General features: G+C 55.9%; 39 protein-coding genes. 6 read left to right on the top strand and 33 right to left on the bottom strand.

Annotated elements, in window-relative coordinates; all coding sequences use genetic code 11:
• The first annotated feature begins 41 nt into the window (after positions 1-41).
• A complete protein-coding gene (locus tag QUE34_RS15310) occupies positions 42-623 on the top strand; it encodes a hypothetical protein (protein WP_103253374.1) in 582 nt (193 codons plus the stop codon).
• On the opposite strand, the gene QUE34_RS15305 is transcribed toward QUE34_RS15310, so the two are convergent.
• The 28 genes from QUE34_RS15305 to QUE34_RS15160 all read right to left on the bottom strand — a co-directional run bounded on the left by QUE34_RS15305 (position 618) and on the right by QUE34_RS15160 (position 17,733).
• Positions 618-1,718 (bottom strand): phage late control D family protein, encoded by a 1,101-nt coding sequence (locus QUE34_RS15305; RefSeq protein WP_103253375.1) that lies wholly within the window; start codon positions 1,716-1,718, stop codon positions 618-620. The two genes, QUE34_RS15310 and QUE34_RS15305, sit on opposite strands and share 6 nt — an antisense overlap.
• Positions 1,715-2,143, bottom strand: coding sequence for a phage tail protein (locus tag QUE34_RS15300; protein WP_000980377.1), 429 nt, complete (start codon positions 2,141-2,143; stop codon positions 1,715-1,717). The genes QUE34_RS15305 and QUE34_RS15300 overlap by 4 nt, the downstream gene beginning before the upstream one ends.
• 10 nt (positions 2,144-2,153) lie before the next feature.
• Complete coding sequence (locus QUE34_RS15295; protein WP_105268357.1) at positions 2,154-5,003, bottom strand: phage tail tape measure protein; 2,850 nt, start codon at positions 5,001-5,003, stop codon at positions 2,154-2,156.
• Positions 5,000-5,128 (bottom strand): GpE family phage tail protein, encoded by a 129-nt coding sequence (locus QUE34_RS15290; protein WP_071791965.1) that lies wholly within the window; start codon positions 5,126-5,128, stop codon positions 5,000-5,002. Before QUE34_RS15290 ends, QUE34_RS15295 begins: the two co-directional genes overlap by 4 nt.
• A complete protein-coding gene (locus tag QUE34_RS15285) occupies positions 5,125-5,421 on the bottom strand; it encodes a phage tail assembly protein (RefSeq protein ID WP_103253377.1) in 297 nt (98 codons plus the stop codon). The genes QUE34_RS15290 and QUE34_RS15285 overlap by 4 nt, the downstream gene beginning before the upstream one ends.
• A gap of 9 nt (positions 5,422-5,430) precedes the next feature.
• Positions 5,431-5,946, bottom strand: a complete 516-nt coding sequence (locus QUE34_RS15280) for a phage major tail tube protein (protein ID WP_024247624.1) — start codon at positions 5,944-5,946, stop codon at positions 5,431-5,433.
• A gap of 14 nt (positions 5,947-5,960) precedes the next feature.
• The gene (locus QUE34_RS15275) at positions 5,961-7,139 is read right to left on the bottom strand and encodes a phage tail sheath protein (protein ID WP_103253378.1); all 1,179 of its coding nucleotides are present in this window, start codon (positions 7,137-7,139) and stop codon (positions 5,961-5,963) included.
• Positions 7,140-7,244: 105 nt separating this feature from the next.
• On the bottom strand, positions 7,245-8,003 hold the full coding sequence (locus QUE34_RS15270) for a DNA adenine methylase (protein WP_103253379.1): 759 nt from the start codon (positions 8,001-8,003) through the stop codon (positions 7,245-7,247).
• On the bottom strand, positions 8,000-8,458 hold the full coding sequence (locus tag QUE34_RS15265) for a hypothetical protein (protein ID WP_000084748.1): 459 nt from the start codon (positions 8,456-8,458) through the stop codon (positions 8,000-8,002). The genes QUE34_RS15270 and QUE34_RS15265 overlap by 4 nt, the downstream gene beginning before the upstream one ends.
• Positions 8,455-9,162, bottom strand: a complete 708-nt coding sequence (locus QUE34_RS15260; RefSeq protein WP_103253380.1) for a DUF4376 domain-containing protein — start codon at positions 9,160-9,162, stop codon at positions 8,455-8,457. Before QUE34_RS15260 ends, QUE34_RS15265 begins: the two co-directional genes overlap by 4 nt.
• Positions 9,159-10,820: a phage tail protein gene (locus QUE34_RS28630; RefSeq protein ID WP_103253381.1), complete on the bottom strand. Its 1,662-nt coding sequence runs from the start codon at positions 10,818-10,820 to the stop codon at positions 9,159-9,161. The genes QUE34_RS15260 and QUE34_RS28630 overlap by 4 nt, the downstream gene beginning before the upstream one ends.
• Entirely contained in the window at positions 10,817-11,431 is a 615-nt protein-coding gene (locus QUE34_RS15240; RefSeq protein ID WP_103253382.1) for a phage tail protein I, read from the bottom strand. The genes QUE34_RS28630 and QUE34_RS15240 overlap by 4 nt, the downstream gene beginning before the upstream one ends.
• Positions 11,424-12,335 (bottom strand): baseplate assembly protein, encoded by a 912-nt coding sequence (locus tag QUE34_RS15235; protein WP_103253383.1) that lies wholly within the window; start codon positions 12,333-12,335, stop codon positions 11,424-11,426. Before QUE34_RS15235 ends, QUE34_RS15240 begins: the two co-directional genes overlap by 8 nt.
• Entirely contained in the window at positions 12,332-12,649 is a 318-nt protein-coding gene (locus QUE34_RS15230) for a GPW/gp25 family protein (RefSeq protein ID WP_241957484.1), read from the bottom strand. The genes QUE34_RS15235 and QUE34_RS15230 overlap by 4 nt, the downstream gene beginning before the upstream one ends.
• Before the next feature lie 31 nt (positions 12,650-12,680).
• Complete coding sequence (locus QUE34_RS15225) at positions 12,681-13,280, bottom strand: phage baseplate assembly protein V (protein WP_103253385.1); 600 nt, start codon at positions 13,278-13,280, stop codon at positions 12,681-12,683.
• Positions 13,281-13,386: 106 nt separating this feature from the next.
• Entirely contained in the window at positions 13,387-13,710 is a 324-nt protein-coding gene (locus tag QUE34_RS15220) for a type II toxin-antitoxin system HicB family antitoxin (protein ID WP_241957485.1), read from the bottom strand.
• An 8-nt stretch (positions 13,711-13,718) separates the two neighbouring features.
• Positions 13,719-13,982, bottom strand: a complete 264-nt coding sequence (locus QUE34_RS15215; protein ID WP_001094738.1) for a type II toxin-antitoxin system HicA family toxin — start codon at positions 13,980-13,982, stop codon at positions 13,719-13,721.
• 72 nt (positions 13,983-14,054) lie between these two features.
• On the bottom strand, positions 14,055-14,501 hold the full coding sequence (locus tag QUE34_RS15210) for a phage virion morphogenesis protein (protein ID WP_103253386.1): 447 nt from the start codon (positions 14,499-14,501) through the stop codon (positions 14,055-14,057).
• Entirely contained in the window at positions 14,501-14,959 is a 459-nt protein-coding gene (locus QUE34_RS15205; protein ID WP_103253387.1) for a phage tail protein, read from the bottom strand. Before QUE34_RS15205 ends, QUE34_RS15210 begins: the two co-directional genes overlap by 1 nt.
• On the bottom strand, positions 14,934-15,161 hold the full coding sequence (gene lysC / locus QUE34_RS15200; protein ID WP_374693226.1) for an Rz1-like lysis system protein LysC: 228 nt from the start codon (positions 15,159-15,161) through the stop codon (positions 14,934-14,936). Before lysC ends, QUE34_RS15205 begins: the two co-directional genes overlap by 26 nt.
• The gene (gene lysB, locus QUE34_RS15195) at positions 15,055-15,504 is read right to left on the bottom strand and encodes an Rz-like lysis system protein LysB (RefSeq protein ID WP_103253388.1); all 450 of its coding nucleotides are present in this window, start codon (positions 15,502-15,504) and stop codon (positions 15,055-15,057) included. Before lysB ends, lysC begins: the two co-directional genes overlap by 107 nt.
• Entirely contained in the window at positions 15,501-16,091 is a 591-nt protein-coding gene (locus QUE34_RS15190; RefSeq protein WP_103253389.1) for an N-acetylmuramidase family protein, read from the bottom strand. Before QUE34_RS15190 ends, lysB begins: the two co-directional genes overlap by 4 nt.
• Positions 16,069-16,383 carry a phage holin family protein gene (locus tag QUE34_RS15185; RefSeq protein ID WP_103253390.1) on the bottom strand — a complete coding sequence of 105 codons (315 nt, stop codon included), beginning with the start codon at positions 16,381-16,383 and terminating at the stop codon, positions 16,069-16,071. Before QUE34_RS15185 ends, QUE34_RS15190 begins: the two co-directional genes overlap by 23 nt.
• Positions 16,380-16,757: a putative holin gene (locus QUE34_RS15180; protein ID WP_103253391.1), complete on the bottom strand. Its 378-nt coding sequence runs from the start codon at positions 16,755-16,757 to the stop codon at positions 16,380-16,382. The genes QUE34_RS15185 and QUE34_RS15180 overlap by 4 nt, the downstream gene beginning before the upstream one ends.
• 2 nt (positions 16,758-16,759) lie before the next feature.
• Positions 16,760-16,963 (bottom strand): tail protein X, encoded by a 204-nt coding sequence (locus tag QUE34_RS15175; RefSeq protein WP_103253392.1) that lies wholly within the window; start codon positions 16,961-16,963, stop codon positions 16,760-16,762.
• Positions 16,964-17,077: 114 nt separating this feature from the next.
• Positions 17,078-17,398: a hypothetical protein gene (locus QUE34_RS15170; protein ID WP_103253393.1), complete on the bottom strand. Its 321-nt coding sequence runs from the start codon at positions 17,396-17,398 to the stop codon at positions 17,078-17,080.
• Positions 17,388-17,564 (bottom strand): hypothetical protein, encoded by a 177-nt coding sequence (locus QUE34_RS15165; RefSeq protein WP_165289439.1) that lies wholly within the window; start codon positions 17,562-17,564, stop codon positions 17,388-17,390. The genes QUE34_RS15170 and QUE34_RS15165 overlap by 11 nt, the downstream gene beginning before the upstream one ends.
• A complete protein-coding gene (locus tag QUE34_RS15160) occupies positions 17,557-17,733 on the bottom strand; it encodes a hypothetical protein (protein ID WP_157945165.1) in 177 nt (58 codons plus the stop codon). The genes QUE34_RS15165 and QUE34_RS15160 overlap by 8 nt, the downstream gene beginning before the upstream one ends.
• Positions 17,734-17,875: 142 nt before the next feature.
• On the opposite strand from QUE34_RS15160, the gene QUE34_RS28625 reads away from it, so the two are divergent.
• From QUE34_RS28625 to QUE34_RS15150, 3 genes are read left to right on the top strand one after another with little or no spacing between them, the layout of a single operon-like run.
• Complete coding sequence (locus QUE34_RS28625) at positions 17,876-18,043, top strand: YlcI/YnfO family protein (protein ID WP_165289441.1); 168 nt, start codon at positions 17,876-17,878, stop codon at positions 18,041-18,043.
• A gap of 46 nt (positions 18,044-18,089) precedes the next feature.
• Entirely contained in the window at positions 18,090-18,278 is a 189-nt protein-coding gene (locus tag QUE34_RS15155) for a hypothetical protein (protein WP_089558880.1), read from the top strand.
• Positions 18,275-18,652, top strand: a complete 378-nt coding sequence (locus QUE34_RS15150) for a type II toxin-antitoxin system death-on-curing family toxin (protein WP_089558882.1) — start codon at positions 18,275-18,277, stop codon at positions 18,650-18,652. The genes QUE34_RS15155 and QUE34_RS15150 overlap by 4 nt, the downstream gene beginning before the upstream one ends.
• A gap of 32 nt (positions 18,653-18,684) precedes the next feature.
• Here the strand turns inward: QUE34_RS15150 and QUE34_RS15145 are convergent, their stop codons facing one another.
• From QUE34_RS15145 to QUE34_RS15125, 5 genes are all read right to left on the bottom strand, one after another.
• Positions 18,685-18,921, bottom strand: coding sequence for a hypothetical protein (locus tag QUE34_RS15145; RefSeq protein WP_103253395.1), 237 nt, complete (start codon positions 18,919-18,921; stop codon positions 18,685-18,687).
• A gap of 116 nt (positions 18,922-19,037) precedes the next feature.
• Positions 19,038-19,505, bottom strand: a complete 468-nt coding sequence (locus QUE34_RS15140; RefSeq protein WP_105268360.1) for a head completion/stabilization protein — start codon at positions 19,503-19,505, stop codon at positions 19,038-19,040.
• An 85-nt stretch (positions 19,506-19,590) separates the two neighbouring features.
• On the bottom strand, positions 19,591-20,244 hold the full coding sequence (gene gpM, locus QUE34_RS15135; RefSeq protein WP_105268361.1) for a phage terminase small subunit: 654 nt from the start codon (positions 20,242-20,244) through the stop codon (positions 19,591-19,593).
• A complete protein-coding gene (locus QUE34_RS15130; RefSeq protein ID WP_103253398.1) occupies positions 20,241-21,260 on the bottom strand; it encodes a phage major capsid protein, P2 family in 1,020 nt (339 codons plus the stop codon). The genes gpM and QUE34_RS15130 overlap by 4 nt, the downstream gene beginning before the upstream one ends.
• A gap of 10 nt (positions 21,261-21,270) precedes the next feature.
• Positions 21,271-22,098 carry a GPO family capsid scaffolding protein gene (locus tag QUE34_RS15125; protein WP_286338847.1) on the bottom strand — a complete coding sequence of 276 codons (828 nt, stop codon included), beginning with the start codon at positions 22,096-22,098 and terminating at the stop codon, positions 21,271-21,273.
• 155 nt (positions 22,099-22,253) lie between these two features.
• Between QUE34_RS15125 and QUE34_RS15120 the strand changes: the two genes are divergently transcribed.
• Together QUE34_RS15120 and QUE34_RS15115 are read left to right on the top strand one after the other, a co-directional pair.
• Positions 22,254-24,038 (top strand): terminase ATPase subunit family protein, encoded by a 1,785-nt coding sequence (locus QUE34_RS15120; RefSeq protein WP_103253400.1) that lies wholly within the window; start codon positions 22,254-22,256, stop codon positions 24,036-24,038.
• Positions 24,035-25,015 carry a phage portal protein gene (locus tag QUE34_RS15115; RefSeq protein WP_103253401.1) on the top strand — a complete coding sequence of 327 codons (981 nt, stop codon included), beginning with the start codon at positions 24,035-24,037 and terminating at the stop codon, positions 25,013-25,015. Before QUE34_RS15120 ends, QUE34_RS15115 begins: the two co-directional genes overlap by 4 nt.
• Positions 25,016-25,216 lie beyond the last annotated feature (201 nt).

Raw genomic sequence — 25,216 nt, 5'->3', positions numbered from 1 at the left:
ATGATAATTATTTTGAGCGAAAAGGGATTTTCATTAATACGGTGGTCGATTTTCTTGAATCAATCGATGTAAAGAAACAGTTTCATTTTTTATTCTGTGAGTGGGATGAATTTCTAAAACTATACCATAATAACCTCGGTGTATATCTTAGTGGTTTTTCATTTCATAAAGTAAGAAAGGAAGTGGCAGAGGCAGAAGCTAATTTAGCTGAGCGTTTTTCAAAAATAATGTCAGACATGATAGCTAAGCTTTTAGGTATTCCTGTTTCTTTGGTTGCTACTTTTGGCATGATAAAATTAAATACCCTGCCGGAAATGTTAGTGGTTTTTTTAGGTGTATTGCTCACGTCGATAATTATGTTTTTTATTGTAAGAAGTCAATACACACAGTTTAGGATGATTTGTGATGCTAAAGATATTATATTTTCCCCATTAGTGAAAAAATCTGTAGGTTATACAGAAGATTTGAAAAAATTAGTATGCAATGCAAAGGATAATTTAGACAAAAATCAGGTCATGTTAAATCGTTACCTTCTTTTCTTTCAATGCTTATGCTGGATTCCGACAGCCTTAGGTGGTGGAATGATCTTAATGGCTATTATGGTTCATTTAGGATTACTATAAACTTAATTCCATTTCTAATGCGGTGACATAACCAGTACCGCCATCCAACGTATGCACGCACCGCGTAATCACCCACGCGGTGCCATCAATTTCCGCCTTAAACCCCTTCACCTGCAGCGGTAATTCCGGGAACAAATCGGGCCGTCCACGCGCAAGATTCAGGCTGAACGTTGCCGCGCCGCGCTGTAGCTGCTCCCACGCGCTTTTTGCCGCTCTGTAGGCGTTATTTTTGTTGGCATAGGTGTGGCGCAGCACCTTGATATTTCCCTCTTCGCCAACCATCACGTTATCAGCATTGAATGAGGCGTCTGACGGCGGAGATTCTGTTGGTTGCGTTTGTGGACGGTTTTTCCGTGTCTTGCGCTTCATGTCAGTGGACTGCTTTTTTGCCTGCCGTGTATCCAGCCAGTAGGCCGTCACACCGGTATACGCCTCCCTGTCCGCGATGCTGAACCGGTGGCTGTCGCCGTCCTCGCGGGTAATGGTTGCGACCGGCAGCGGTTTGCCGCTGGCACTTTTACCGGAACCTGTCGGCATTAGCAGCAGAGCATCATTTTTCACGCAGGCGATAGCGCCGTGCAGTTGCGCCAGCCGGGTCAGGAAGGAGGCATCGGATTCGTTAGTCTGGTCAACGTGCTCAATGGCGATCCCAGCCAGCTCGCCGCTGACGGTTGATTCCAGCTTATGACGCGCCGCCACGGTTTGCACAATCGCGCCCAGCGTCGCATCATGGTAGCTCTGTTCCCGTTTAACGTTCAGCGAATCGCGGAAATCGGCGCTGCGGGCGCGGAGGCTGAGTACGTCCGGTGCGCCGCTGTGCTCCAGTTCGTCCACTGTGAAGACATTCTGGTGCATCACGCCGTCACCCTTCCAGCCTAGAGAAACCGTTAGCTTTTCGCCCTTTGCCGGAAACGCCAGCAGGCCGTCGCTGTCGTCCAGTTCGAGCTGCAGTTCGTCGGCCTCAAAGCCCCGGTTGTCGGTGATACGCAGGCTGATTAAGCGGTTGTCCAGATTCCGCGTAATGTCCTTACCGTTCAGCACCACGCTGTACTCCGGCTGCGGCTGGGCGTTTAAGAGTGCGTTTAACATCGTCATAGTCCGTCTACCATCGTGATGATGTCGCCCAGCAAGCCACCCAGCTTCGGCGGATCGACACGTTTTAACGCCAGCGTAAACTCAATGCGCCGGGCCGCACCGTCGCGAAAAAAGACGCTCCGGGTGACGTTCAGACTCTCAATCACAAACCAGCCATGCAGCGATCCGGTGCCTTCAATCAGCGGCCAAGCCATCCCCTGATCGGCCATCTTTCGCAGGAAAAACAGGGTAAATCGCCCGCCGGTCAGTTCCGGCAACAGCACGCCGTTTAGCGTAATGGTTTCGTCACCCACGCCGATAAACTGGCTGGCCGGACGTAGCCCCACGCGGGAACTGGCAGGATGCCGCCACGCTACGGCGTGCTGCATATCCTGATAGGGCAGGGTTTTCAGGCTGAAGACGAACAGCCCCAGTACCATCATCATAAGAGCCTCCTTAATCAATATCGCGCAGGCTGCTGCGGGTTCTGGCGGCATTCTGCCTTTCGCGCTTGTCCAGTTCCTGCGCCACCAGTTTCGCCAGTTGTTGTTCATTCATGCCGGGAGCAGCGTGGATGTGAATAGTGACAGGCCCGCCGCTGGCTGCCGGTACAGAAAGGGATGCTGGCGCGAGCGGGGCGCGATTATCCGGCAGGGCGGCGATAGGGGGCATGGCGACAGCGGCGGCGCTGAGCGTCAGCCCGGCACCGGCGGCGATTAACTGCTTCGAGAGTTGCCCTACGCTGGCCAGCGCCGTTTGCGTGTTGCCCTCAATCCCGACCGCCAGCCCGTCCACGGTATAGCGGCCCATTTCGGCGAACACCCGCGACGGTGAATGAATACCGAGCTTGTCCTTAAACCAGTTGGAAATATTGCTGCCCAGATCCAGCACGCCCTGTTTAATCGCTTCCCATTTGGCAAAGATCCCCTGTTTCAGCCCTTCCATGATATTGCCGCTGATCTCGGTAAAGCGGGTGGACAGGTTACTGAAACTGTTCAGAACGTTATCCCAGACTGTGGTAAACACCGTGGACAGGTTCCAGTTGGTGAAAAAAGCAATGATGGCATTCAGGGCAGTGCTGACGGTGGTTTTAATTCCCTCCCAGATACCGGTGGCGGTAGTGGTAATGCCCGTCCAGATTTGCCCCAGAAATGCCACCACGCTGTTCCACGCCTCAGCGGTACTGGCTTTGATAGTATCCCAGTGCTGGTAAATCAGGCCGGGAAGCGTCCAGTTCAGCAGGATATTCACCAGCCCGTTCCAGCAGCCGGAGAGAAACGTTTTAATCCCTTCCCAGACGGCGCTGGTTGTGGCTTTTACACTGTTCCACGCATCGCTGCATACCTGCTTAAAACTATTCCAGAGCGCGGCGAACTTCGGCCCCAGCCAGTCCCAGTTACTCCAGATCCAGATGGCGGCACCGGCGATCAGCGCAATCACCGCCAGAATCGGGTTAGCCATCATTGCGCGGCCCAGCCAAATTACCGCTTTTCCCGCGCCTTTAAAGGCATTCGCCAGCAGCCCCAGCGCGCTGCCGCCCTTAATACCGAGCACCGACAGGCTGAGTTTTAGCGCCGCCATCGGGCCGAGGATACCGGCCAGCGTCAGGGATATGCCTCCGAGCGCCACGGCGAACGCGCCGATCGCCATGCCGATTTTCACCAGCGTGGCGGTTAATTGTGGGTTGGCCTTCATCCATGCGCCGATGGACTGTAAAACGCCGGTTATGCGTTGGGTAATACTGCGCAACGGGCTGTCAACTGATTCGAACATCTCAATACCGAGATCTTCCCACGCCGAGTCAAGATTCTGGAGATCACCCTTCATATTATCGGCCATCGTTTTGGCAACTTTGCCAGCGGTACCGAGGGAGGCTTTCACCTGTTCGGCATAGGCTTCAATACGCTGCGACGGATCGAGTGACGCCTGTTTGTCGAGCAGTTCCATCATCGCGGAAGAGGCTTCCACACCGAAAATATCCTTGATGTAGGACATTTTCTTCACGTTGCCGACGCCGCCGATCCCTTGCTTCTCAAACGCGGCGGAGATTTCTGCCAGTAGCTGCGGCATCTCTTTCATTTTTCCGGTGCTGTCCGCCACCGAGGCTTTCAGGTCTTCCAGCGCGGCGGCGGCTTTTTTCGGCTGTGATGCCAGCCGCAACAGCGCCATACGTAAGGATGTACCTGCCTGCGCTCCCTGAATCCCCACGTTACCCAGCATCCCGACCATCGCTGACATGGTTTCAAAGTCCTGCCCCGCAGCCTGTGCAGCCGGGCCGACGTATTTCATGGTTTCACCCAGCATCTGCAGGTCGGTATTAGACGTAGTGAACGTGAAGGTGAGCGCGTCAGCCATGCGTTGCATCTGGTCTGCCGGGATTTTATAGGCGCTCTGAATATTGGAGGCGATATCGGAAACCTGAGCAAGCTGCGTGTCCATCCCCGCCGCTTTCGCCAGATCCAACATGTGCGGCATCGCCTTTTCGATTTTATCTGGCGTGTAGCCCGCCATTGCCAGAAAACCCTGCCCCTGCGCCACATCGTTGGCGGTAAAGCTGGTTGATGCGCCTAAATCTCGCGATTGCGTTCGCAGCCGTTTCAGTTCATCAGAGTTTTTATCGGTGCGTGTTAACGCCTGTACGCGCGACATGCCCACGTCGAAATCGTAGCCGGGCATCATTACCCGCGCGCTGCCGTAAAGCATACCCACGCCGGTGGCCGTCGTGGTTGCGCCGAATCCGGCCAGTTTGTTGCGGGCGTCCATTGCTCCTGCGTAGCTATTTTTTGCTGCGTTCATCCGCTGCTGCTGCCGGTTTAGCCGTTCCAGTCGCCTGCGCTGTTCCTCCATGCTACGGTTAGCACTCTCCAGTCGTTGCCGTAGTTCACTCTGGCGCTGGCTGAGATTACGGGTATCGATACCAGCGTTGCGCAGTACGGTGCGGCTATGCTGCTGGGCCTGAGTAAGCTGACCATGCCGTTCTTTAAGTCGCCGCGCCTCCTGCTGAGCACGTTCAAACTCCCGACGCATCGCAGCCGTGGGCGCAGTGCTGCTTTGCATTGCCGTGGCCAGCGCCCGGACGCGATCCTGCGCGCTTTTAAGCTGATTGCCGGTGACGGCGACATCGCGCGCCAGCTTGCGGTAGCCATCGATTTGTCCGGCCTGTTTGTTCAGGTCTTTGACCTGCTGCTGCGCCGCTTTCAGTGCTCTGGCGGTGTCGCTGCTGCTTTGCGTGACGGCTTTTAGCGGACGGGTGATTTTATCTACGGCGCTGAGTAGTACCTGTAAACGAAGGTTTTGTGTGCTCATGATTCAACACCGCTGCGCTGGCGGGCCTGCTCCCGCCAGTAAAGGGTTTCGCCAAGGGTTAATGCGTCCATCGCGGATAGTGGCCAATGGAAGATGACGGCTATGTCGCCTTGAGCCTCCTCTATGCGTCCGGGGTATCCGTTGCTTCCGGCGAGGTCTGCGGCAAAAAACCGACAAGCGCCGTACCGAAAGCCGTCAGGTCGATAAAATCCAGTTGCGCCACCTCATGCTTATTCAGCGGCGGTGCGGTGATGCGCGGTAGAACGCTGGTGAGTGCATCTACGTTAAGGCTTAACAGCTCCACCAGACTGACACCGCGCAGGTCGCCGCCCAGTGGTTTACGGATCTGGAACTCGACAAATTCGGTTTCGCCGCGTTTCAGGGGAGTATTCAGGGTAACGGTTTTACGTTCGCTCATGGTTCATCCTTACAGGCCAATGGCGCGACGTGCGCCAGCCAGACGGTCTTTGCCGTCGATATTTTCAATAAAGTTCACGGTGTCGATTTCGACGATGGTTTCACCGTTGACGCTCTCTTTGTAATAGGTACAAAGGGTGCTGATTTTGGTCGCGGAGTTCTCGCCCTGCTTGTATTCGCCGCGATCCAGCTCTTTGTGGCGACCACGCACCACGATTTCCACCGCGTCGTACTCTTCGCTGTCTTCACGCTGGATAGCGCCGGAGAATCGCAGCATCACGCCGCTGATCTTCGTCCAGCCGATCTGCCGCAGCGCCAGCAGCTCATAGCCGCCGATTGACCATTCCACGCTGAGCGCCTCGTCATCCAGTCCCAGATCGACATGCGCCGCGCCGTTCATGCCGCCGCCGCGATAGGCTTCCAGCTTGCGCGTCAGCTTTGCCGGGGTGAAGGACTCCACCTGTGCCAGATAGATATCGCCCTCGTTAAACAGGTTGAGGTATTTCAGTTTGCTGGGTAGTGCCATGGTGCGTTCTCCTGTTACACGGTGGTGGCGATGGATTCAGCCAGATTGACCAGATAGCGGTCAGTGATGCGCTGGCGGAACATCAGGTTTTCCAGCGGCGGCACCGGGGTGTAGTCGTAGTCGATATACGCTTTACCCGCTTTCAGGATGTCCGGCGTGTTGGCGGCGGGATCGAACCATGCGGAGCCGTCGACGATGTAGCCGTTGCCTTTCAGTTCGCGGAATTTGGCGTTCACGCCTTCGATAATGTCGCGGAACAGAGAAGCGTGTTGCGGTTTATCTATCGCCCAGAAGTGGGCGTCGGCGATGGTATCCGCCAGCACCTGCGCGGTGCGGGTGTAGTTCTCAAAGGCAAACAGCGGATCGGTGCTGCAGGTGCGCGATCCCCAGAAGCGATAGCCGGCGTTGCAAATCAGCGTGGTGACGTCGTGGCTGTTGAGGTAATCCGAATCGGTGGCGGTGGACTGCAGATCCCAGAATACGCTGCGGGAAATGCCGGTCACGCCGTTGACGTCAACGTTGGACAGCGTTTTATGCCAGCCGGTTTCTTCATCAATTTTTGCACGCAGGCCCACGGCGCGGGCGGTGGCGTATAGGGTACGTTCGGCGGCAGCCTGTGTATCAAAGCCGACAAAATCCGGCCAGATAATCATCGCCTCTCGCGCACCTAGCTGATCGCGATACAGCACCGCCTCTTCTTTGGTCTGCGCGCCGAACGCCGACAGATAGCTGAAGGCGCGAAGCTGTTGTGAAATGCTGACCAGTTCGGTGGCGATGGGCAGAGAATCCAGCCCTGGTACCGCCAGAATGCGCGGTTTTATTTTCAGTTTGGTTTGCGAGTCCAGTAGCGCCTTCATGCCGGTGTATTTCCCGGCTGGCGTGCTGCCGCCGATGATATTGGCGGTGGTTTCGGCGGCGGAGTCACCTTCGGCTACGCGCACGGCGACCACCACCGGCTGCGTCTGGTCGGCGATGGCATCCAGAGAGTGTGCCAGCGTACCGCTATCACCGGCTTTACCCAGCGCAGATCGCACGTCGGTTAACAGTACTGGGGTATCAAGGGGAAAGGTTTTTTCATCGGCATCTGAACCGGTACAGACAATGCCGATCACGGCAGTGGAAATGGTACGGATCGGGCGCACGCCTTCATTGATTTCAATAACGCGCGCGCCGTGGTGGTAGTCGGTTGCCATGAGGCGAGCCTCCATCAGGTCAATAAATGACGATGGTGGCACAGAGCGAAAAGGGCGGTGACGGCTTCCACTTGTAACCACTGGCACTACAAGCAGAAGCGGTTTTTAATTCAGGATAATCAGTTCTGATGTGGTGCTGGCTGGCTTTCCACCTACGGTATAGCGAATCCCTACCGTTGAGAATGTCAGGCCGTGGAAGATATCGCGCATTTCCGGGATGTCGTTAACCGAGATAATCATCCGGCCCTGCATGGTGCGCGCCAGCTCTGCCATACGCTGGTACTGCTCAAGGCCAAATGGTACGCCGTAGCCTTCGGTTTTCCAGTATGGTGGGTCGCAGTAGAACAGGGTATGCGGGCGGTCATAGCGGCGAATACAGTCGGCCCAGTCCAGATTTTCAATGCAGACGCGCGCCAGCCGCAGATGGGCGGCGGATAAATCCTCTTCCATACGCAGCAGGTTCAGGCGCGGCGGTGAGGTGGTGGCGGTACCGAACGTGCGACTTTCCACTTTGCCGCCGAATGCCAGCTTTTGCAGATAGTAGAAGCGCGCCGCGCGCTGGATATCGGTCAGCGTTTCTTCCGGGGTGATCTGGAGCCAGCGGTACATTTCGCGGCTGACCAGCGACCATTTAAACTGGCGGACAAACTCTTCTAAATGGTGCTGAAGTACGCGGTAGAGGTTGGTAACGTCACCGTTGATATCGTTCAGCACCTCGGCCTGTGCGGGCTGTTTCATAAAGAACAACGCTGCCGCCCCGCAGAACGGTTCAACGTAGCAGCGGTGTTTGGGAAACAGTGGCAGAATGTGTTTTGCCAGCCTGCGCTTACCGCCGATCCACGGAATAACGGGTAACGTATTCAAATTGTCAATTTTCCAGACCGACTGCTGACCAACGCATACAGCAGATTAGGAGACCAGCGCCAACTATCGCGCAGGTGCAGAAATTCGGCGCAGAACTCGCTGCAAAACAGGCGTTCCTGTTTACCCTGACTGAGTAACACAAAACCCATGGCGCCCAGCCAGTCGTAACCTTTATCGTCGTGCTGACGAAAAAAGGTTTCCAGTGCCAGCGGATCGGCGTTGATCGGGAGTAAATCCCATTTCTCAATCGGCAGCGGCATTCGTTTGCTGCGCACGCCTTTATCCCGTACCGATGATGAGTAACAGATAAACAGGCCATCCGGCAGGCGTTCGACCAGTTCGCAGTGAGAGTAAGGGCCGCGCGTGACCTGTCGCGTCAACCAGTCGGAGAGCCGGGCAAGGCTGAAAAAGCGTTCAGCCCGGCCACGGTAGAACGCCATGTAAACCTGACTCATGGTTGCCATCCTGATGAGTAGTCGTAACCCATAACCGCCTGCACCTCCGTCAACGCTTCAACGGCGGCAATATGCTGCTGGGCAGCGGCGAACAGGCGCATATCGTGCGCCATTGTTTCGGTTTCAAACCGGGCGGCGATCTCGTTGGTTAGTTCAATCAGGTTGTGATTTTTGGTCTGCCACATTAAGCCTGCCGGTATTTGTTTAGCCACGCCCATTTTGGTGAGCGAGAGCTGCTGGATGCGGCTGTTAGCGTCGCTGTGGAAATGGTGATTATCGATGATGATGTAGTCAGCGGTGATTCGATCGCGATACTGCTTTATTTCTGCCACCTTTGCCTGTCGGGCTTTTTCGATATCGGGCTGCCAGCGTTTGCCGTCCCAACGGACAAAGGCGTTATCGGGCTTCAGCAGAGTGACGTTATCCGGCAATGGCCCCAGATGATGAAGCTGTACCTCACTGCCCGCATCGGTATCAAACGCGGTTTTACCGCGATGATCTTCTACCGCAAGCCATGTTTCTCCGTTGAATGTCAGGGCAAAGCCGCTCTGGCATTCGGGCGGTTCGATAGTGGTACAGCATTCCGGTAAGCCGGTGTTGGGGGCGATATAGGCGTCGCTGACGCCGATAAATTCCTGAGTATCTGCCGCGTAGTTAAAGATGCGCAGGGTTTGCGGTTCGTCGGAAAATGCGAATGTGCTCATGCCAGCCTCACGATATAGTTGAAAGCGATATTTTTAACGGTGTTTTCGGTGTTCCCGGCGGCGTTCACCGTAATAGTGTGGCTGTGGGAACCCAAGGCGATAGCGTGGTTATGCGCGCCGATAGTCAGCGAATGGGTATGAGCGCCGATGGCTACTGTGTGAGTATGGACACCGTCTGTACTGGTTCTGAATTTGTAGTTATCCCAGTCTGTGTCTGCAGACCCCTGATTATTACGGGTACTGTCGAAGTAACCGTGACGTCCACCGCTGGCTTCACCCCATCCGCTGTCGTGGTTGTGAGCACCGGCTGACGCTGTTGATTTTGTCCCGTAGTCAAACGCGCTGGTATTTTTAGTACCCAAATCGGTGGAACTGGCAGTTTTAGTGCCTAAATCTGTGTTAGTGGCGCTGGCTGTGTGACTATGAGATTTAACGCCATCCTGTTCCTGAGACAGTATCGAGCGTCCGCTGGCGGGTTTCCCCTTGATTGTCCAGCCGCGCATATCCGGGATTACCCCAGAGGGGTAAGCGATTGCCAGTTTAGGGTAGGCGGTTTTATTGAAGGACTGACCGACCATCAGGGCGTAGCCGCTGGGGATTGCATCGGATGACCACGGTATCGGCGTGCCGACCGGACAGGTTTCCGCCGCCAGCGCTTTGTCTACTGCCGCTTTCACCGCCTTGGGCGTGGCGGCCAGTGTTTCGCTGGTGCTGTCGATGGCGCTACTAAGCTGGACAATCCCTTTACGCGCCGTGGTGGCATCCTGCGCGGTATATTTGCCATTAGCCATATCGTAGGCCGCTTTCACCGCCTTGGGCGTGGCGGCCAGTGTTTCGCTGGTGCTGTCGATGGCGCTACTAAGCTGGACAATCCCTTTACGCGCCGTGGTGGCATCCTGAGCGGTATATTTGCCATTAGCCATATCGTAGGCCGCTTTCACCGCCTTGGGCGTGGCGGCCAGCGTTTCGCTGATACTGTCGATGGAGCTACTAAGCTGGACAATCCCTTTACGTGAGGTGGTGGCATCCAGTGCGGTATATTTTCCATTAGCCAGATCGTAGGCTGCTTTCACTGCTTTGGGCGTGGCGGCCAGTGTTTCGCTGATGCTGTTGGTCGCACTGCTTAATTGAGTAAAACCTTTGGCAGTTAACGTGGCGTCAGGATGGTTACGGGACTGCACGTGGCACGTCAGGCTTTCATCCACATACTGTCTTGTTGCCAGCACCACGGCAGGGTCGATTTTCAGCTCCACGTTTTCCGTATGGGAGACAATCAGCACCATGCGGATAATCTGCGTGCGGCCCGAACCTTCGATTAACTGCGGCTTGTAGGTTGGCGGGCAGTTGCCGACGGCAATCAGCCGGTCGTGCTCGTCGTACAGGCCAATTTCTCTGATCCACCATCCGCCTACATCCTCCGGTAGTACCTGTTCGGCAATAATCTGGTTGGGGTTGTTAGGGTCAATACTGAGCGTATTCAGCGGCGCACGTCGGCGTTCGTTGATTAACCGGGTTTGGCCAGTCTCCGGTGTTGGCAGGTTACCGTTTCCGTCGCCCACGGCCATTTGCGTCAGATGAAGAGGTGAACCCTGTGCGGTGGCGGTCGCCAGCGCGGATTCGCCGGTAGTGGTTAATAGCGTGAAATAGGTAGCGCTCATGGGGCGATCCTTAGCGTATCAATCAGATGCAGCGCAGCCCCGCGGTAGTTACGGCCCACGCTGTATACATGTTCGGGAATAAAGGGATAAACGGTGAGCGTATCGCCGGTATAGTTCGTCGCGCTGAACCAGACGTATCCGTTGCTCTGCAGGCTGATCGCCAGTCCGATTAAGTGGCGTGAACAGGGTTTGGCATCATCGATCAGGCGCTCCAGCTCCACATACATCTGCTCGGTGATGCCCTGTTCGCGCACGCCGACCTCCAGTGCGAAGGTGCCGGGAATACCTTCCGGGCGCAGTTGCCACCATTCGGTTACCCGGATAAGGAAACCGAGCGGTTCCACCGCACGTTGCAGTGCGCCGATGGTGCCTTTGTGCTGATGGATGTAGAAAGAGGCGGCAATCACCTGCCGCTTGGTATCGACTGGCCAGTTTTCATCCCAGCGGTCAACGGAAAACGCCCATGCCAGATAAGGCAACAGCGCGGCGGGGCAGCTACCCGGTTGCCACAAGCTACGCAGCGGGACTGGCACTTGTTCAGTCAGGCTGCCGGTTTGTGCCAGATTCTGCTCCAGCGGGCTGGCATTGTTGGGGAGCAGGGAGCTATTCATCGCTTCCCCCGATGGCAATTTTCCATCCGGTGCAGTAGCTGGCCTGCGTTTTGTTGATAATGACATCAACGGCAGGGGAGAGCAGTTCTACGCGCTGAACACCGGTGACATGCAGTGCGGCGTAAATCGCGCTGCGGCGAATATCACGCCCGATCCGATGCTGGTCATTAACGTAGCTTTTTAGCCGCTGCTCGGCGGCCTGCCGAATGGGTTCCTGCTCCGGGCCAGGATAGCAATAAAGTACGGCATCAATCTGATATGGGATCACTTCGGCGGACTGAATGGTTGGGCGATCACCTACCGGACGAATATCAATATCGTTCAGGGCGGAATCGACTATCGCCAGCAGTTCTGCGCTGGCCAGCCCGTTGCCTTCGCGGGAGAGTACCGACACGGTGACGTAACAAGGATAGGGGCTGATAGCGGAGACGTCTGCGATACGCCCGTCTGCGCTGCGGGCGTGATATTCGTAGGCGGCGGTCGGGCCTGCGACGGACAGACCTTCAAACGCCTGCTGTGCGCGCATTCGTAAATCGCTGTCGGATTCATAAACCGGATCAACGGGCGGTATCGCCGTACTGTCTCCGGGCGAAATTTGCAGGCGAAAAACCTTAAAGTTAGCGACCAGATTATCCAGATCGCGCCCGGCGGCATGGGCCAGCATATTAGCAACGGCGGCTTCATTGATGCGTACCCGCAGCGCCATCTCTAAGTAAGTATTTTCCTGCAACAGCTTGACGAAGGGTTCTGATTCATAGCCCAGTGTGCGGGTAACTTCTGCTTGCTGTTCGGCAGGATACAGGCTGATAAAGCGCTGCTTGCGGGCGGTTAGCAGGGTTTCAAAATCGACTGTTTCCACCACATCGGGGATCGGTAATTGGCTTAAATCGGTCAGTGCGCTCATGGACGTCTCCTGTCGATTGGAATGGAGAATGTCCACGGCTGGCCGGGGATATCGGTACGTTCGGCTTCAATAGTGACGCTAAGATCGGCATTATCCGCAGCAAAGTCCACACCGATAATCTCGATGCGGGGTTCCCAGCGCGTCAGCGCCATGACCACTGCCGACATCACCCGTAGCCGGGTAGCGCCATCGTTGGGCTGGTCGATCAGGTTGCCGATCAGTGAGCCATAATCGCGACGCATCACGCGCGTACCTACCGGCGTGGTCAAAATATCTTTTACGGATTGCTTAATGTGCAACTCGTCGCTTAACACTCTGCCGGTTTCGCGTTCATACCGAGGTACATTACTGCGGCCCTCCGGTATTGCTACCCCCGCGCTCTACGCCTGTGTGCGTGTGGGTATGAACGGTGACGCCGTTGGAGGTAAAACTGCCGCCGCTGTGGGTGTAAGCACCTTTAAGCGTGCCGCCTTTTTTAACCGACAGCGTGGCGGTTTCCAGATGCTGGGTGCAGACGACGAGCGGTGTATCCAGCGTGACGCGGGTGCTGGCTTCGACCAGTGCGGTCTTGATGCCGGTAGCTTTTAACGTGCTGGAGCGCGGATCATATTCAATCACCGCACCATCGGGGTAAACGCTATGGTGAACCTGTTCATCCAGCAGCGGGGCGGGGTTGGCGTCAGAGTAAATGGCCGGAAGTGCCACGGCGGTGGTTAACTCACCGCTTAAACAGAGCAGTAACACCTGTTCGCCTGTTGATGGCCGCCACCACGTCCGGGCATCACCGGCGCGTAGCGTCAGCCACGGTATCCAGTTGGTGGTCAGTTCACCAGTGTGAATGCGTACTCGATCGCCCTTCACCTCTTCAACGGTGCCGGTACGGATCAGGTTTTCAATGCGCCGGTGCAGCTCGGCGAGGTTGGCTGGGTGGTTTGCGTCGCTCATGCCGGAATCATTGGGATTCGCGGGCGAAGAGGGAAGGGCTAAGGCTTGTAGGATAATGGGCTACAAGTAAAACGCCCCTGAGTAGGGGCGTTGAACGAAAAAGAGCTTAACCGTGCGCAGCCTTCATCAGTGTATCGTTAATCCACTGGTTAACGCTTTTACCGGAGACTTCTGCCGCAACGTTAATGGCAGAGTGAATTTCAGGTGGAATACGCAGGCTGATTTTTCCGCTGGCCGGACGCAACGGCTCCCGGCCCCGTTCCTCGCAGTAAGCCAGATAGTCGTCTACCGCCTCTTCAAACGCTTTACGCAGATCGGCAACATTATCGGCATGAAAGCCAATGACATCCCGAATGCCTGCAACGTGACCAACAATGCATTGATCTTCATCGCTGTATTCAATTTTTGCGGCATAGCCTCTATATGTCATGGTATTCATCATGGTGTTACCCCTACAGCTTCAAGGAATGTTCTGGCATCGCGAACCTGATAGGCTTTCGCTTCTTTTTCCGGGTGTGGACGATGAAATGAAGCCACAACCTGATTAATTTCAAACCTGACGCGGGAACCGTTTCCTTCCGTAGCAATAGCCCCCAAAGCAATAAATAAGGCTTCTATTTTTCGCCATTCCAGCGTGACAGGTGTTGGCGTAGAAAAAACAGCTTGTAAGGTTTTTTTATGTTTGGCGCTTAACGTATTCATACAGGGTATTTTCCATAAGTTATTTTATTCTTCCGCCAAGATATAATGATGATATCATTTTTTGATATCATTTCAAGTCAGGAAGTGAACGATTAGCGCCTCTATCTTTCGCACATCCTCCGCCGAAACCCCCAGCAACTGCCTTTGTGCGTAATCCACCTCCAACCCGTAGCGATTTACCCGATCGCGCAGGCCATACTGATGAACGGCGGCCATATGTCGAACGCTGCTGAGAAACGAAATGGTTACACCCTGCCCATCGCCTTTTCCTTTCATATAGCGTGCGGTACGCAGCTTACGGAACATCTGGCGGCGGATCTTTCCTTTTTTACTGCGTAGCTGGGGCTTACGGGGGGCGAACGATGAGCCGTCCGGGTTTTTCTGCGCGGCTATCCGCTGGCTTTGTGACTGGCGCAGGCTGCGGGCGATTTCCCGCGCCAGTTGGGTTCGGCTTGCCGGGGAGAGCTTTACGAGCAGGCCATCGGCCCAGCGGTGGAGTTGTTGCAGGTCTTCGCTCATCAGGTGCTCACAATCGTTTCACCGCGACAGGCGATTTCCCAGCCGTTGTAACCGCTTTCTGGCTGCTGGTCGTTACAGTGCTTTGCTTCCAGACCACCGTCGCGCTGGCGAACAATGACGCGCTCGGTCAGCGCCAGTTTGATGCTGATATCGTAGCTTTGATGGTCGATGGCTTCGGCCTCAAACTGAAACGCCTGCTCGCGCAGGTCGCTATTGGCGAAGGCTTCCTGCTGGTGAAGCGACATCCAGCCGACCAGTAGCACCATCAGCGTATCGGGATCGGCGGCGTAGTCGGTGATCAACAGTTCCAGCGTGTACTGGTATTCAAAACTGGTGCTGCGCCCTGCGGTGGCGACGATCCGGCCCTTATTGATAAAGATCCGCAGCGCGTCCGGGTTCTGCTGTAGATGCGGGACGCTGGCGGCCAGCAGTTCACGGATGAGCTGCGCTTTGTGCATCGATACGCTCCTGACAGCTAATCGTCATATCCACCTGCGCAGCGCACTGGTGCCACGCGTTTTCAGTGTCCAGCAGTGCGCGGCTTAAATCTTCATTACTCTGCGGTTGCAGCGCCGGAAGCTGGCAGGGCCTCAGTTTCGGGCAATTGACGGTAAGCCGCACTGCCGGTAATGGTGGTGTGCTGGTGCAGGCGGATAATATCAGCGGGCAAAGCAGTATCAGCCCATTCACGAAGCTGTTGATTTTCACGTTTCAGTTTCTCCAGTTGCTGATTGCGCTGCCGTAGCTGGTCATGGGCGGCGGCGGTTTGCTGTTGCAGCGTCAGGTATGCCTGCTGGTCGGCGTCGGCCTGTTGCTGGAGTTCGTCCAGTTCCCGCACTTTTGTCATCAGGGATTCGGTCAGGCTGGCAATCTGAGTGTCGGCCAGCCTGATGTGCTGCTGCTGTTCAATAAGCTGTTCCTGCTGCGTCATACGCTGCCAGTTAGTCCAGAGCAGCATCACACCGAGCAACAGCAGCGGCGCGGCTTTCATCCAGCCCATCATGCTGCCGCCTTACTGAATTTTTCGAAGGCGACCGCCAGCTTAGTATCGTACTGGTTGCGTTTGTACTGTGGCCCGTTGTAGCGGCGGGCGAACTCTGGCCAGTTCTGTACCTTCATCGCGTCGTGGATCTTCGAATTGGCCTCAACAAAGCGCACGAAGGTATCAAGCTGCATCTGCTCGCTGTCGTTCATCTGTTTTTCAAAGTCGGCAGCAGAGGTGTAGCCCAGCGTTTTCCAGTGAAAGCCCATAATCTGGAACAGTCCCCAGCTTGCGCTCTCAATGGCGGCGGCGCTGTGGATCTGTTTCGCCAGATTCAGACGGTAGTGCTCACGGCTTCCGCCCTGATAGCCGCCTGCGCTCTTGTTCACCAGATCCGGGTAATTCTGCGCCAGCCGATCGGCGTCCAGTCCGTGGCTTTTTAACTGGCGGTACATGACGTGGCGTTCAAACAGAATAGCTGGGCGGCCATCGGGCAAGAAGCCGTGAGATCGGGCTTCAACCTCCTGCACTGCCTGTAATGTCGCCAGCGGGATGCCCAGATACAGCGCGGCGGCCTGCTGCTGATCATGAGTGAGTGTACGAGTCATGGCGTGGCTCCTTCGGGTGGTGACGTAAGGGTTTAATCAGGCTGGCGACGTTGCCGCGTGCGGCAGTCAGGCAAATCAGCAGCACGATGTTGATGGCGGTTTCGGCGATAAACACGTAGCGGTACAGGCTGAAACAAATCAGTACCGCCACTGATGCGGTGCAGCACATCAGCAGCCACGCCAGCCAGCTATACAGCGGGCGATAGGTAGTACCGTGAACGCGGCGATAGAGGAACAGACGGATGGTAATCAGCAGGCAAATAATGGCGTTAAGGCTCAGGATTAGTTTCATTTGCGTCCCCTTAAAAAGTCGAGCAGTTGACCGGGGTTATCCAGTTGTCGGATGGCCCATAGCAGCGCCTTGACGGTAAGCGCCGATGAGAGCAGCGCCCCGATACCGGGGGAGACTTTTTCCGTCAGATGTTGCGGCAGATATCCGGCGACCAGTGCAGTGAACAGGTCGGCGGTCAGCAGGCCGATCACAAACGCCACGCAGAAGAAAATGATGCGCAGGAACAGGCCGATCTCTTTTTGCGAAATCACCAGCAGCAGCGCGCCACACAATGCGCCGAGCACCACCGGAGCCTGTAGCGTCGGGAACAGCGTGGCAATGGAGAATGCGCTTACGGAAGCGGCGACGACGGTGCCGGTTACGGGTTCGTTCATAGTCAGTCCCACAGGTTGATTCGTTGACGTTCGGCGGCGGGAGCCTGTTCAGGTACGTTCACCGCCGTACCGTGCGGCAGGCGCAGCGGCAGTTCGCATAGGCGCGGGTTGTCGCGGTAAAGCCGTTCGACAATCCCGGCAGTGCGCCCGAAGGTGCGCCAGCAGAGCTGGTCGAGCGTTTCGTTTTGCAGGCTATAGACAATCATGGTGTTTCCCGCGCGGCGTCAGGTGATGCGGGGATGGTGGCACAGGGGCGGGAAGTGAAGGGAAGGCTTCCGCTTGTAACTGAGGACAGTACAAGCGGAAGCGATTGGCGAGGGCTATGCCTCGTCGCTGTCGGTATTGATGATTTTCAGTTCAGCGGACTTCTGGAGCTGGATCAGCGCCGGGATCAGAAGCGCGGTAGCCGACAGGCCGTGCCCTAACTGGCACAGGCTTTCAGCGGAGAATTCCAGCACGTTGCTGTCGGCAAAGGAGACGAAGGTTTTACCCAGAAAATGCAGGCCGTGACATAGCCCGGCATAGCACTCTTCGCTGCTGTTGGCCAGTTGCAGAGTATCGTCGGCGTTCAGGTGTGAAATATCCAGCTTGCGGATCGCGTCCGCCAGTTCAGAGGACAGAATATTGGTTTCAGGCACCATGGCGCACCTCCAGCGGTTTGCAGGAGACGAACACCAGCGGGAAACCCGCCAGCAGGCCGCGAGCCTCTGTCTCTGTTGTCGCCAGTACGGATACCAGACGCAGTGGCTGGATCTCGCGCAGCAGGCGGTTGGAACGGGCGTTCAGGAAGGTGTAGAGCTTAGGCATGGTTCACCTCCTCTACCGGGGTGCTACGTGGGGGATTGAACGACTGAGCGATAACGCTCAGTGCCTGCTTACCTTCGGGATGCGCAAGACGGTAGTAAGTTAACAGGACTTGCTCCTGTGGGCTGAGATCGTCCCACGTGAGAGTTGTGTTACTATTAGCGGTAGCCATAGCATTACCTCGATTAATGTTGTGGTTAGATGCCTTGGCAGTGTTCGCGCACTGTCGGGGCATTGTTATTTATGTCATGTGATAGTAATGTGTCATCACACAGTACTACATTAACCTGAGTGTGATTTAGGTGTCAATACACATGAATGAAAGAAGAGGAAATCCTCCGTTTCAGTTTCGACTCGATCCTGAACTGAGAAACGCGATGGAAGAAGCTAAAAAGCAAGATGGTGATGAATCACTGGCTGCGTGGATTAAGCGAATTATCAGAAAAGAGCTTCAGTCACGGGGTATAGAACCAAAAGATTAGCAGATAGGTATATACTTTGAATAAAGAGTATTAGAGGTAAAAAATAATGGCGAAGAATAGCAGTCCTGCCAGCCGATACGGTATCAAGGTCGTAAAAAGAGACAGTATGAGCGGGCAGTTTGTACCCGTCGAAATGAAGCTGGACGGCCCGGAAGGTGAGCGTGTGATTAAAAAGTCGGCAGAGCGTATTTATGCCAGACACAACAAAGTCATTAAGGCGCTGGCTAACCGATGATTGATGCACATTTGGTGATTGGAATTCACGACTTTATTCTTGCTCATGAGCCGGGATTGGTTGGTTATCAGGATGCTGGCCGGGTCGAGGCAACACTGGCACGGGTGGATAACCGTATTCTGTATGAGCAGATGAATGATATTTTCCAGATCGCCGCATCTTATGCGGTTGCCATCGCCAGAGGGCACGTTTTTGCTGATGCCAACAAGCGAACGGCACTGGTGACGGCGTTGACATACCTTGATATGCAGGGTGTGAACCTCAAGCGAACACAAAAGCTGGAAGATATTATGGTGGATGTGGCTGAGGGAACGCTAAATCTGGATGATTTAGCCGATATTTTCTATACCCTTAGTGATGTAAATGCTTCCTGACGTTACAGCCCGACAGATCGGGCTGTTTTTAATTATGCCGCCTCAATACCCGCGTTGGTTAACATATAGTGGCCCCAGTGGTTTTTTTTCAGGTAACCGGCCAGTTCCATCTGCGTCACAATAAATTCAGCGTTAACCATTTCTATACCTGCGTAGTCGGCCAGATCGCGCAGCGGCCATGTGCTGCGAACGCCGACGCTAACTATGGTGTCTCTGATGCGGCGAGCGGTATCGGTCATTGGGCGGGTTCTGGCTGCCTGAATAGTCATGGTATTTTCCCCTGTAGATTCTTTCTGTTAGGTCAGACACTAACTCTGGTGGGGAAGGGGCATCCAGCGTTCAGATGAGGCGATACGGTGATGCGCATCGCATATCCGTACTCTTTTTATACCAGAACAAACGTACTGCGCGGCTTGCCCAGAATATCCCGCACGGCGAAGCGGGCATCGCGCGCCAGATCGTCGGCGGTGCTTTCCTTCTGTTCCGCCAGTTTGCTGCCGTGGGCGGTGGCATCAAAGTTACGGTAGCGTTCCAGCAGGTTTGCGTGCGTCAGGCTGTACACCGCGTAGCGGTAGCGGTGCAGGTTAACGCTTTCGCCGTCCAGCCGTTCGGTAGTAGTTTCCACAATGCCGGTTGTGCCACGGCTTTCCTGCTCCAGCCGCCATTCCCGCAGGTCGTCGTTCACGCTGGCCAGCGCAATCAGCAGCGCCTCGCGCAGCCGTTCGTTGGTGATGGTGCTGTCCAGCGGTTGGGTTGCACGCAGATGTTGCGTATCGATATTGGGAAAGAAAGGGTGGTTGCTGATAACCAGCCCCGGCAGACTGGCGGCGGGGGCAACCTGAATAAAGCTCATTATATTCTCCCTGTTCGGCGGTGGACGGCGGGCGTTGCAGTGGTAAAACCACGCGCGGCCAGCCGTGCCGCCGGTCGTGAGGGTCTCACTCGGTAGGCTGACTGTTGCGAATTTGTCGCTCCAGTTGCTCAATCAGCTTTTTCACGCCGACGTTCTCATCCAGTTGTAGCGCGCGCTGGAACTGCGCCAGCGCCTCCTGCGGCTGGCTTTCGCTGTGTGCCAGCCCCAATGCCTTGTGCAGGCGAGCGCGAACCTGATCCGGCATGTCCTGATCGGCTAACAGCCCGGCAAAGGCCAGCAGGCTGTCCAGCGCCGCAAAGGTACCGGCGGTAAGCTGTTTCAGGGTGGTGTCGGCGACCTCTTCAGCCACCATGCAGGCGGTCTGCCGCTGGTACTGATCCGGCGTTACCCAGCCGTGTTTCAGGGCGTGTTCCGCCATGGGGTAGGCAGCGGGAAAGTCGCCGGTATCCAGCGTCCAGAGCAGCACCGTCATAAACACATCGTCCTGCTGTTGGCTGTCGGCAGCCAGAACGCCGCTTACCCATGGCTGGTAATCGGGCAGCAGTTCACCCTTAACCTCGATTTTGCGTTCAATGGACTGGATCGCTTTCAGGCGGCGTTTATCGGTTGCCAGCTTTGCCAGCATCAGTTCATAGCCGCTGGCGTAGGTCTGATTTTCCTGTTGATTTGCGGCCTGCGCCTGATGGCGCAGCAGGTGGCGGCGGGCAGGCGTCATCATGCGTCTTTATCCTCAAACTTGATGTTTTCAAACAGGCAACCGCAGCCGAAGTCTTCCACCACAAAGGCATCGTTGGAAGACTCGAAGTTCTCTACCCGGTCACGTTTGGGGTTATCAATAATGGCGCGGCGGCGGGTGCCTTTCTGGACATAGATAGACAGGTTACTGAAGGCGGTGACCAGAATGGTGTTGTGCGGGAAACCCGGCACGCGCACGGCAGGGCGACTGCCGATGGTTTTCTGGCTGACCAGAATCTGCCCCGCCAGTTTTTCGCTGTTCTCATTGTGCTGGTTGAGGATCGGGAAGTATTTGTCGTGCAGGACGCCACGGCCACAAATGGCGACCAGATCTGCGCCGTCGACATGCCATTCGTCAATCAGGTTTTCTTCGCCGTCATTGACCATGGCGTCCAGATTCTCATAGTCGCCGCCTTTGCCAATGATGATTTTGCCGGAACCTTCCACACCTTCGTTCATGACGCGTTCCGGGGCGTGATCGCGATACTGCTGCAGCCAGCCTTTGTTAACGTCCTGCAGAAGGGGGTAACGCTGGAAGTCGGTCTGGGCTGCAACGAGGATACCGTTGAAGCCAATCAGGATGCGGTCTAATCCCTGTCGCCGGGTGATGCTGTCGCGCACGCGGATCTGAAAATCTGGGTGGGCGGCCCATGCGTCCAGTTTGGCGTATTTCAGCGCGGTATCGTAGTTGGTTTTTTCGCAGCGGTAGCGGTTAGTCGTCATTGACGTGGGGTCGACGGGTTCACGTTCACGCTGACTGGTATCGGTACGACTGGCCGTGGGGCGATCAATGCCGATACCGACTTTTTCACCTTCCTGATCCACCACTTCATGGACGTTGATTTTGGTCAGGAATTCTACGGACGCCTGAATTTTGGTTTCCAGCGTCTGCTGTACGGAAGGTTCTACCGTGAATTCGACGGCGGCGCTCTGGACACCGGACAGCCCGGCGACGGTTTCAACGTAAGCGTTGTATTTTAAGCGGGTTTCGTTACGCATCGGGGGTTCCTTAACAGTCGCTTTTCAGGTCGGTGTTGCCACCGGTGGCAGGCTGGCGCGGCGGTGTGGCCGGTTGTTTTGCAAGCTGAGTTTTCAGCGTGGAATAATCGGTCTGTAGCTGCTGATGCTGCGTTTGCAGCTCAGACAGCTCAGCGCGAATTTGGTCGACCTGTTCGCTACAGAACGTCGCTACTTCCTCCACCGCCAGATGCACGTCGTCCCGTTGCTGGTCGTCGTGGTTCTGCTTTTTACTTAACAGCGCCTTGATGCGGGTAAACAGAGATTCGCCGCTGCTTTCCTCCACTTCTTCAAACTCCAGTTCAATCTCTTCTGCCACGCTGAAAATGTTCTCCGGCGAGCGTTTACGCGCCGCCAGCGGGTTGCTTTGCGCGCTGGCGCAGAAGGAGAGCATTTCGGTGCCGAGGCTGGCCGGATCGTCGGTGACCGCCAGCCCGACCAGATAGGCTTTGCCCGTGTCGGCAAATTTCGGATTGACTTCCACCGAGGTATAAACCTTCTGCCCTTTGCGGTTCATTTCGACCAGCGAATCCGTTGGGGCCAGACGCGCCAGCAGCGCCAGTTTGCCTTTCAGGGGACCGTCTTCGGCGATCTCTTCTTTCTTCACCATCGCCACGTCGCCGTAGCGCTGGAACGGGCCGTCCGGCAGGATGCCTTTCAGGTGCTCCAGATTAATGCGCGCGCCGTACACTTTTGGGCTGTATGTATCGGCCATTTGCTCGATCCACTGGCGTTCAATCGTGCGCTTGTCGCAGGTTGCGCCTTCTACGGCGATACGCACCCATTTAGAGAGCAGTTTTTTCTTTGGCTTTTTGTCCATAACGTTCAGTCCCGGCGTTGGCTAAATAAGCGAATGGTCGGGTAGTCCTCCGCTATCAGGCAACGGGCTTCGCTTGTAATCATCCGGGTTACAAGCGGCATTGCTACGCGCAGACAGCGGCTTGTTTACGCTGACGGCAGAAACGAGAGGACGTTATGCCGCCAGACATCGAAAAACATCTGCTTGCCCTTCAGGACGAAGATCCACGCCGTAAAGCCCGCTATCTGTACTGGCAGGGTTTTCGCATTGCGCGGATCGCTGAACTATTGGGGGTGAAAGTTACCACGCTGCATAGCTGGAAGCGGCGCGATGGCTGGGACGAATCCGCCCCGCTGGAGCGGGTGACGGCGGTGACCGAAGCGCGGCTGATCCAGCTCACGGTGAAGGAAAATAAGGAGGGAAAGGATTTTAAGGAGATCGACCTGCTCTGGCGGCAGATGGAGCGCGGGGCAAGGGTTGAACGCTATCAGCAGGGGGGCAATGAGGTCGACCTGAACCCTGCTCTTGCGAAGCGTAACGCCGGGCCGCGCAGACAGCCGGAAACCAACCATATCAGCGAGGAGCAGGCGGAGAAGCTGAAACAGTTATTTCTGGACGGACTGTATCCGCACCAGAAACACTGGTACCGCGCCGGGCTGGAACACCGTATCCGCGATATCAACAAGTCGCGCCAGATTGGGGCGACGATGTTCTTCGGGCGGGAAGGATTTATGGATGCGGTGGAGAGCGGGCGCAACCAGATCTTTCTCTCGGCCTCCAAAGCGCAGGCGCACCAGTTCCGCCAGTACATTGTCGATTTTGCTCGTGAGGCGGATGTTGAGCTGAAGGGCGAAGTCATTCACTTGCCGCATAATGATAGCCGGATGTATTTTCTCGGCACCAATGCCCGCACCGCCCAGACCTATCATGGCAACCTGTATCTGGATGAATACTTCTGGATACACCGCTTTTTGGAACTGCGCCGTAACGCGGCGGGGATGGCCAGCCAGAAACGCTGGCGGCAGACCTACTTTTCCACACCGTCCAGCATTACCCACGAAGCCTATAAGTTCTGGACAGGGCAACTGTTCAACAAGGGCAGGCCGAAGAGCGAACAGATTCGACTGGATATCAGCCATCGGGCGCTGGCGGCGGGGCGTCTGTGTGAAGACGGCCAGTGGCGGCAAATCGTCACCGTTGAGGATGCCATCAATCAGGGTTATGACCTGTTCGACCTTGAGCAACTCAGGCTGGAGAACTCGCCGGAAGAGTTCGCCAACCTGTTTATGTGCCAGTTTATCGACGATACCGCATCGGTATTCCCACTAAGCATGTTGCAGGGTTGCATGGTCGATAGCTGGGAAGTCTGGGACGACTACAAGCCGTTTGCCCTGCGTCCGCTCGGCGAACGCTCGGTGTGGGTGGGGTACGATCCCGCATTAAGCGGTGACAGCGCCGGGTGCGTGATGGTCGCGCCGCCGGTCATTGAGGGCGGCAAGTTTCGGGTAATTGAAAAGCACCAGTGGCACGGGATGGACTTCGCGGCGCAGGCGGAAAATATCCGCAAAATTACCGAGCGCTATAACGTGACTTACATCGGTATTGACGTGACCGGCATCGGCCACGGCGTGCATCAACTGGTGAAACAGTTCTTCCCGGCAGTGCAGGCATTCTCTTATTCCCCAGAAGTGAAACAGCGTCTGGTGCTGAAAACGCTGGACGTTGTCCGTAAACGCCGACTGGAGTTTGACGCCGGATGGACGGATCTGGCGCAGGCGTTTATGGCAATTCGCAAAACCCTGACTCCGTCCGGGCGTCAGGTGACCTTCGAGGCCAGCCGTTCGGAAGAAGTCTCCCACGCGGATCTGGCATGGGCGTGTATGCACGCCATTATCAATGAACCACTGGAAAGCTCCGGCGGCGCGAACAGCGGGCGGGGCTTAATTAAGGTGTACGGATGAATAACTCAATGGCTTTCACCTTCGGTGAACCTGAAGCCCTGCTGGACAGGCGGGAAATACTGAACTATCTGGAGTGCGTGGACTTTGGCAAATGGTATGCGCCGCCGGTGGATTTTAATTCGCTGGCGCTGTCGTTCCGCGCTTCGGCGCATCATACCAGCCCGATCTGCGTGAAGCGCAACGTGCTGGTTGGTACCTTCATACCTCATCCGTTGTTGACCCGGCAGGCGTTCAGCCGCCTTGCGCTGGACTATCTGGTATTCGGCAATGCCTATCTGGAGCGGCAGGATAACCGGCTGGGCCAGCCGTTAACGCTGGTGCCTGCGCTGGCGAAGTATGTCCGGCGCGGCAAGGCGCTGGACAGCTATTTCTTTGTTCAGCCCGGTAAAGTGGATCATGAGTTTGCGTCGGGCAGTATCGGCCACCTGCTGGAGCCGGATATCAATCAGGAAATCTACGGCCTGTCGGAATACCTCTCTGCGCTGAACGCGGCATGGCTGGATAACTCCGCCACGCTGTTTCGCCGTCGTTACTACAAGAACGGCAGTCATGCCGGTTTCATCCTCTACCTGAGCGACCCGGCCCACAACGAGGCGGATATTGGGGCGTTACAGGAAGCGCTAGCGAACAGCCGTGGCCCCGGCAACTTCCGCAATCTGCTGATGTATCTGCCGAACGGCAAGCCAGACAGCGTAAAGGTTATCCCGATTGGCGAGGTGGCGGCGAAAGATAACTTCTCCGATATCAAGAGTGTCAGCCGTGACGACCAGTTAGCTGCGCACCGGGTACCACCTGCGCTCATGGGCGTGGTACCGAGTAACGCCGGTGGCTTTGGTGATGCCATCAAAGCGGCGAAGGTATTCAACTGCAATGAGATCGAGCCGCTACAGGAACGGTTCAAGGAGCTGAACGACTGGCTGGGGCTGGAGGTTATTCGCTTCAAAAAGTACCGCCTTGCCGACGACGATTCAGAGTAACCCCACCAACGACCAGCTCACTATCAGAGCCACCATGCGCCATTCAGCCCGCTTCCTGCGGGCTTTTTTACGCCTTCTCACCGCCAGAATCCCCGGTCAGCACCGCCAGCGCGCGGTTGTGACCCCGCCACGCCTGCGCAGTAAATAGATCGCTTTTTTTGCACTGGTGCGTAAGCGTCGGAGCGGGCCATAACGGGAGGG

Source organism: Escherichia sp. KS167_9B (assembly GCF_030295215.1).
GTDB classification, from domain to species: domain Bacteria; phylum Pseudomonadota; class Gammaproteobacteria; order Enterobacterales; family Enterobacteriaceae; genus Escherichia; species Escherichia coli_F.
This window is presented reverse-complemented; position numbering and strand designations above follow the sequence as displayed.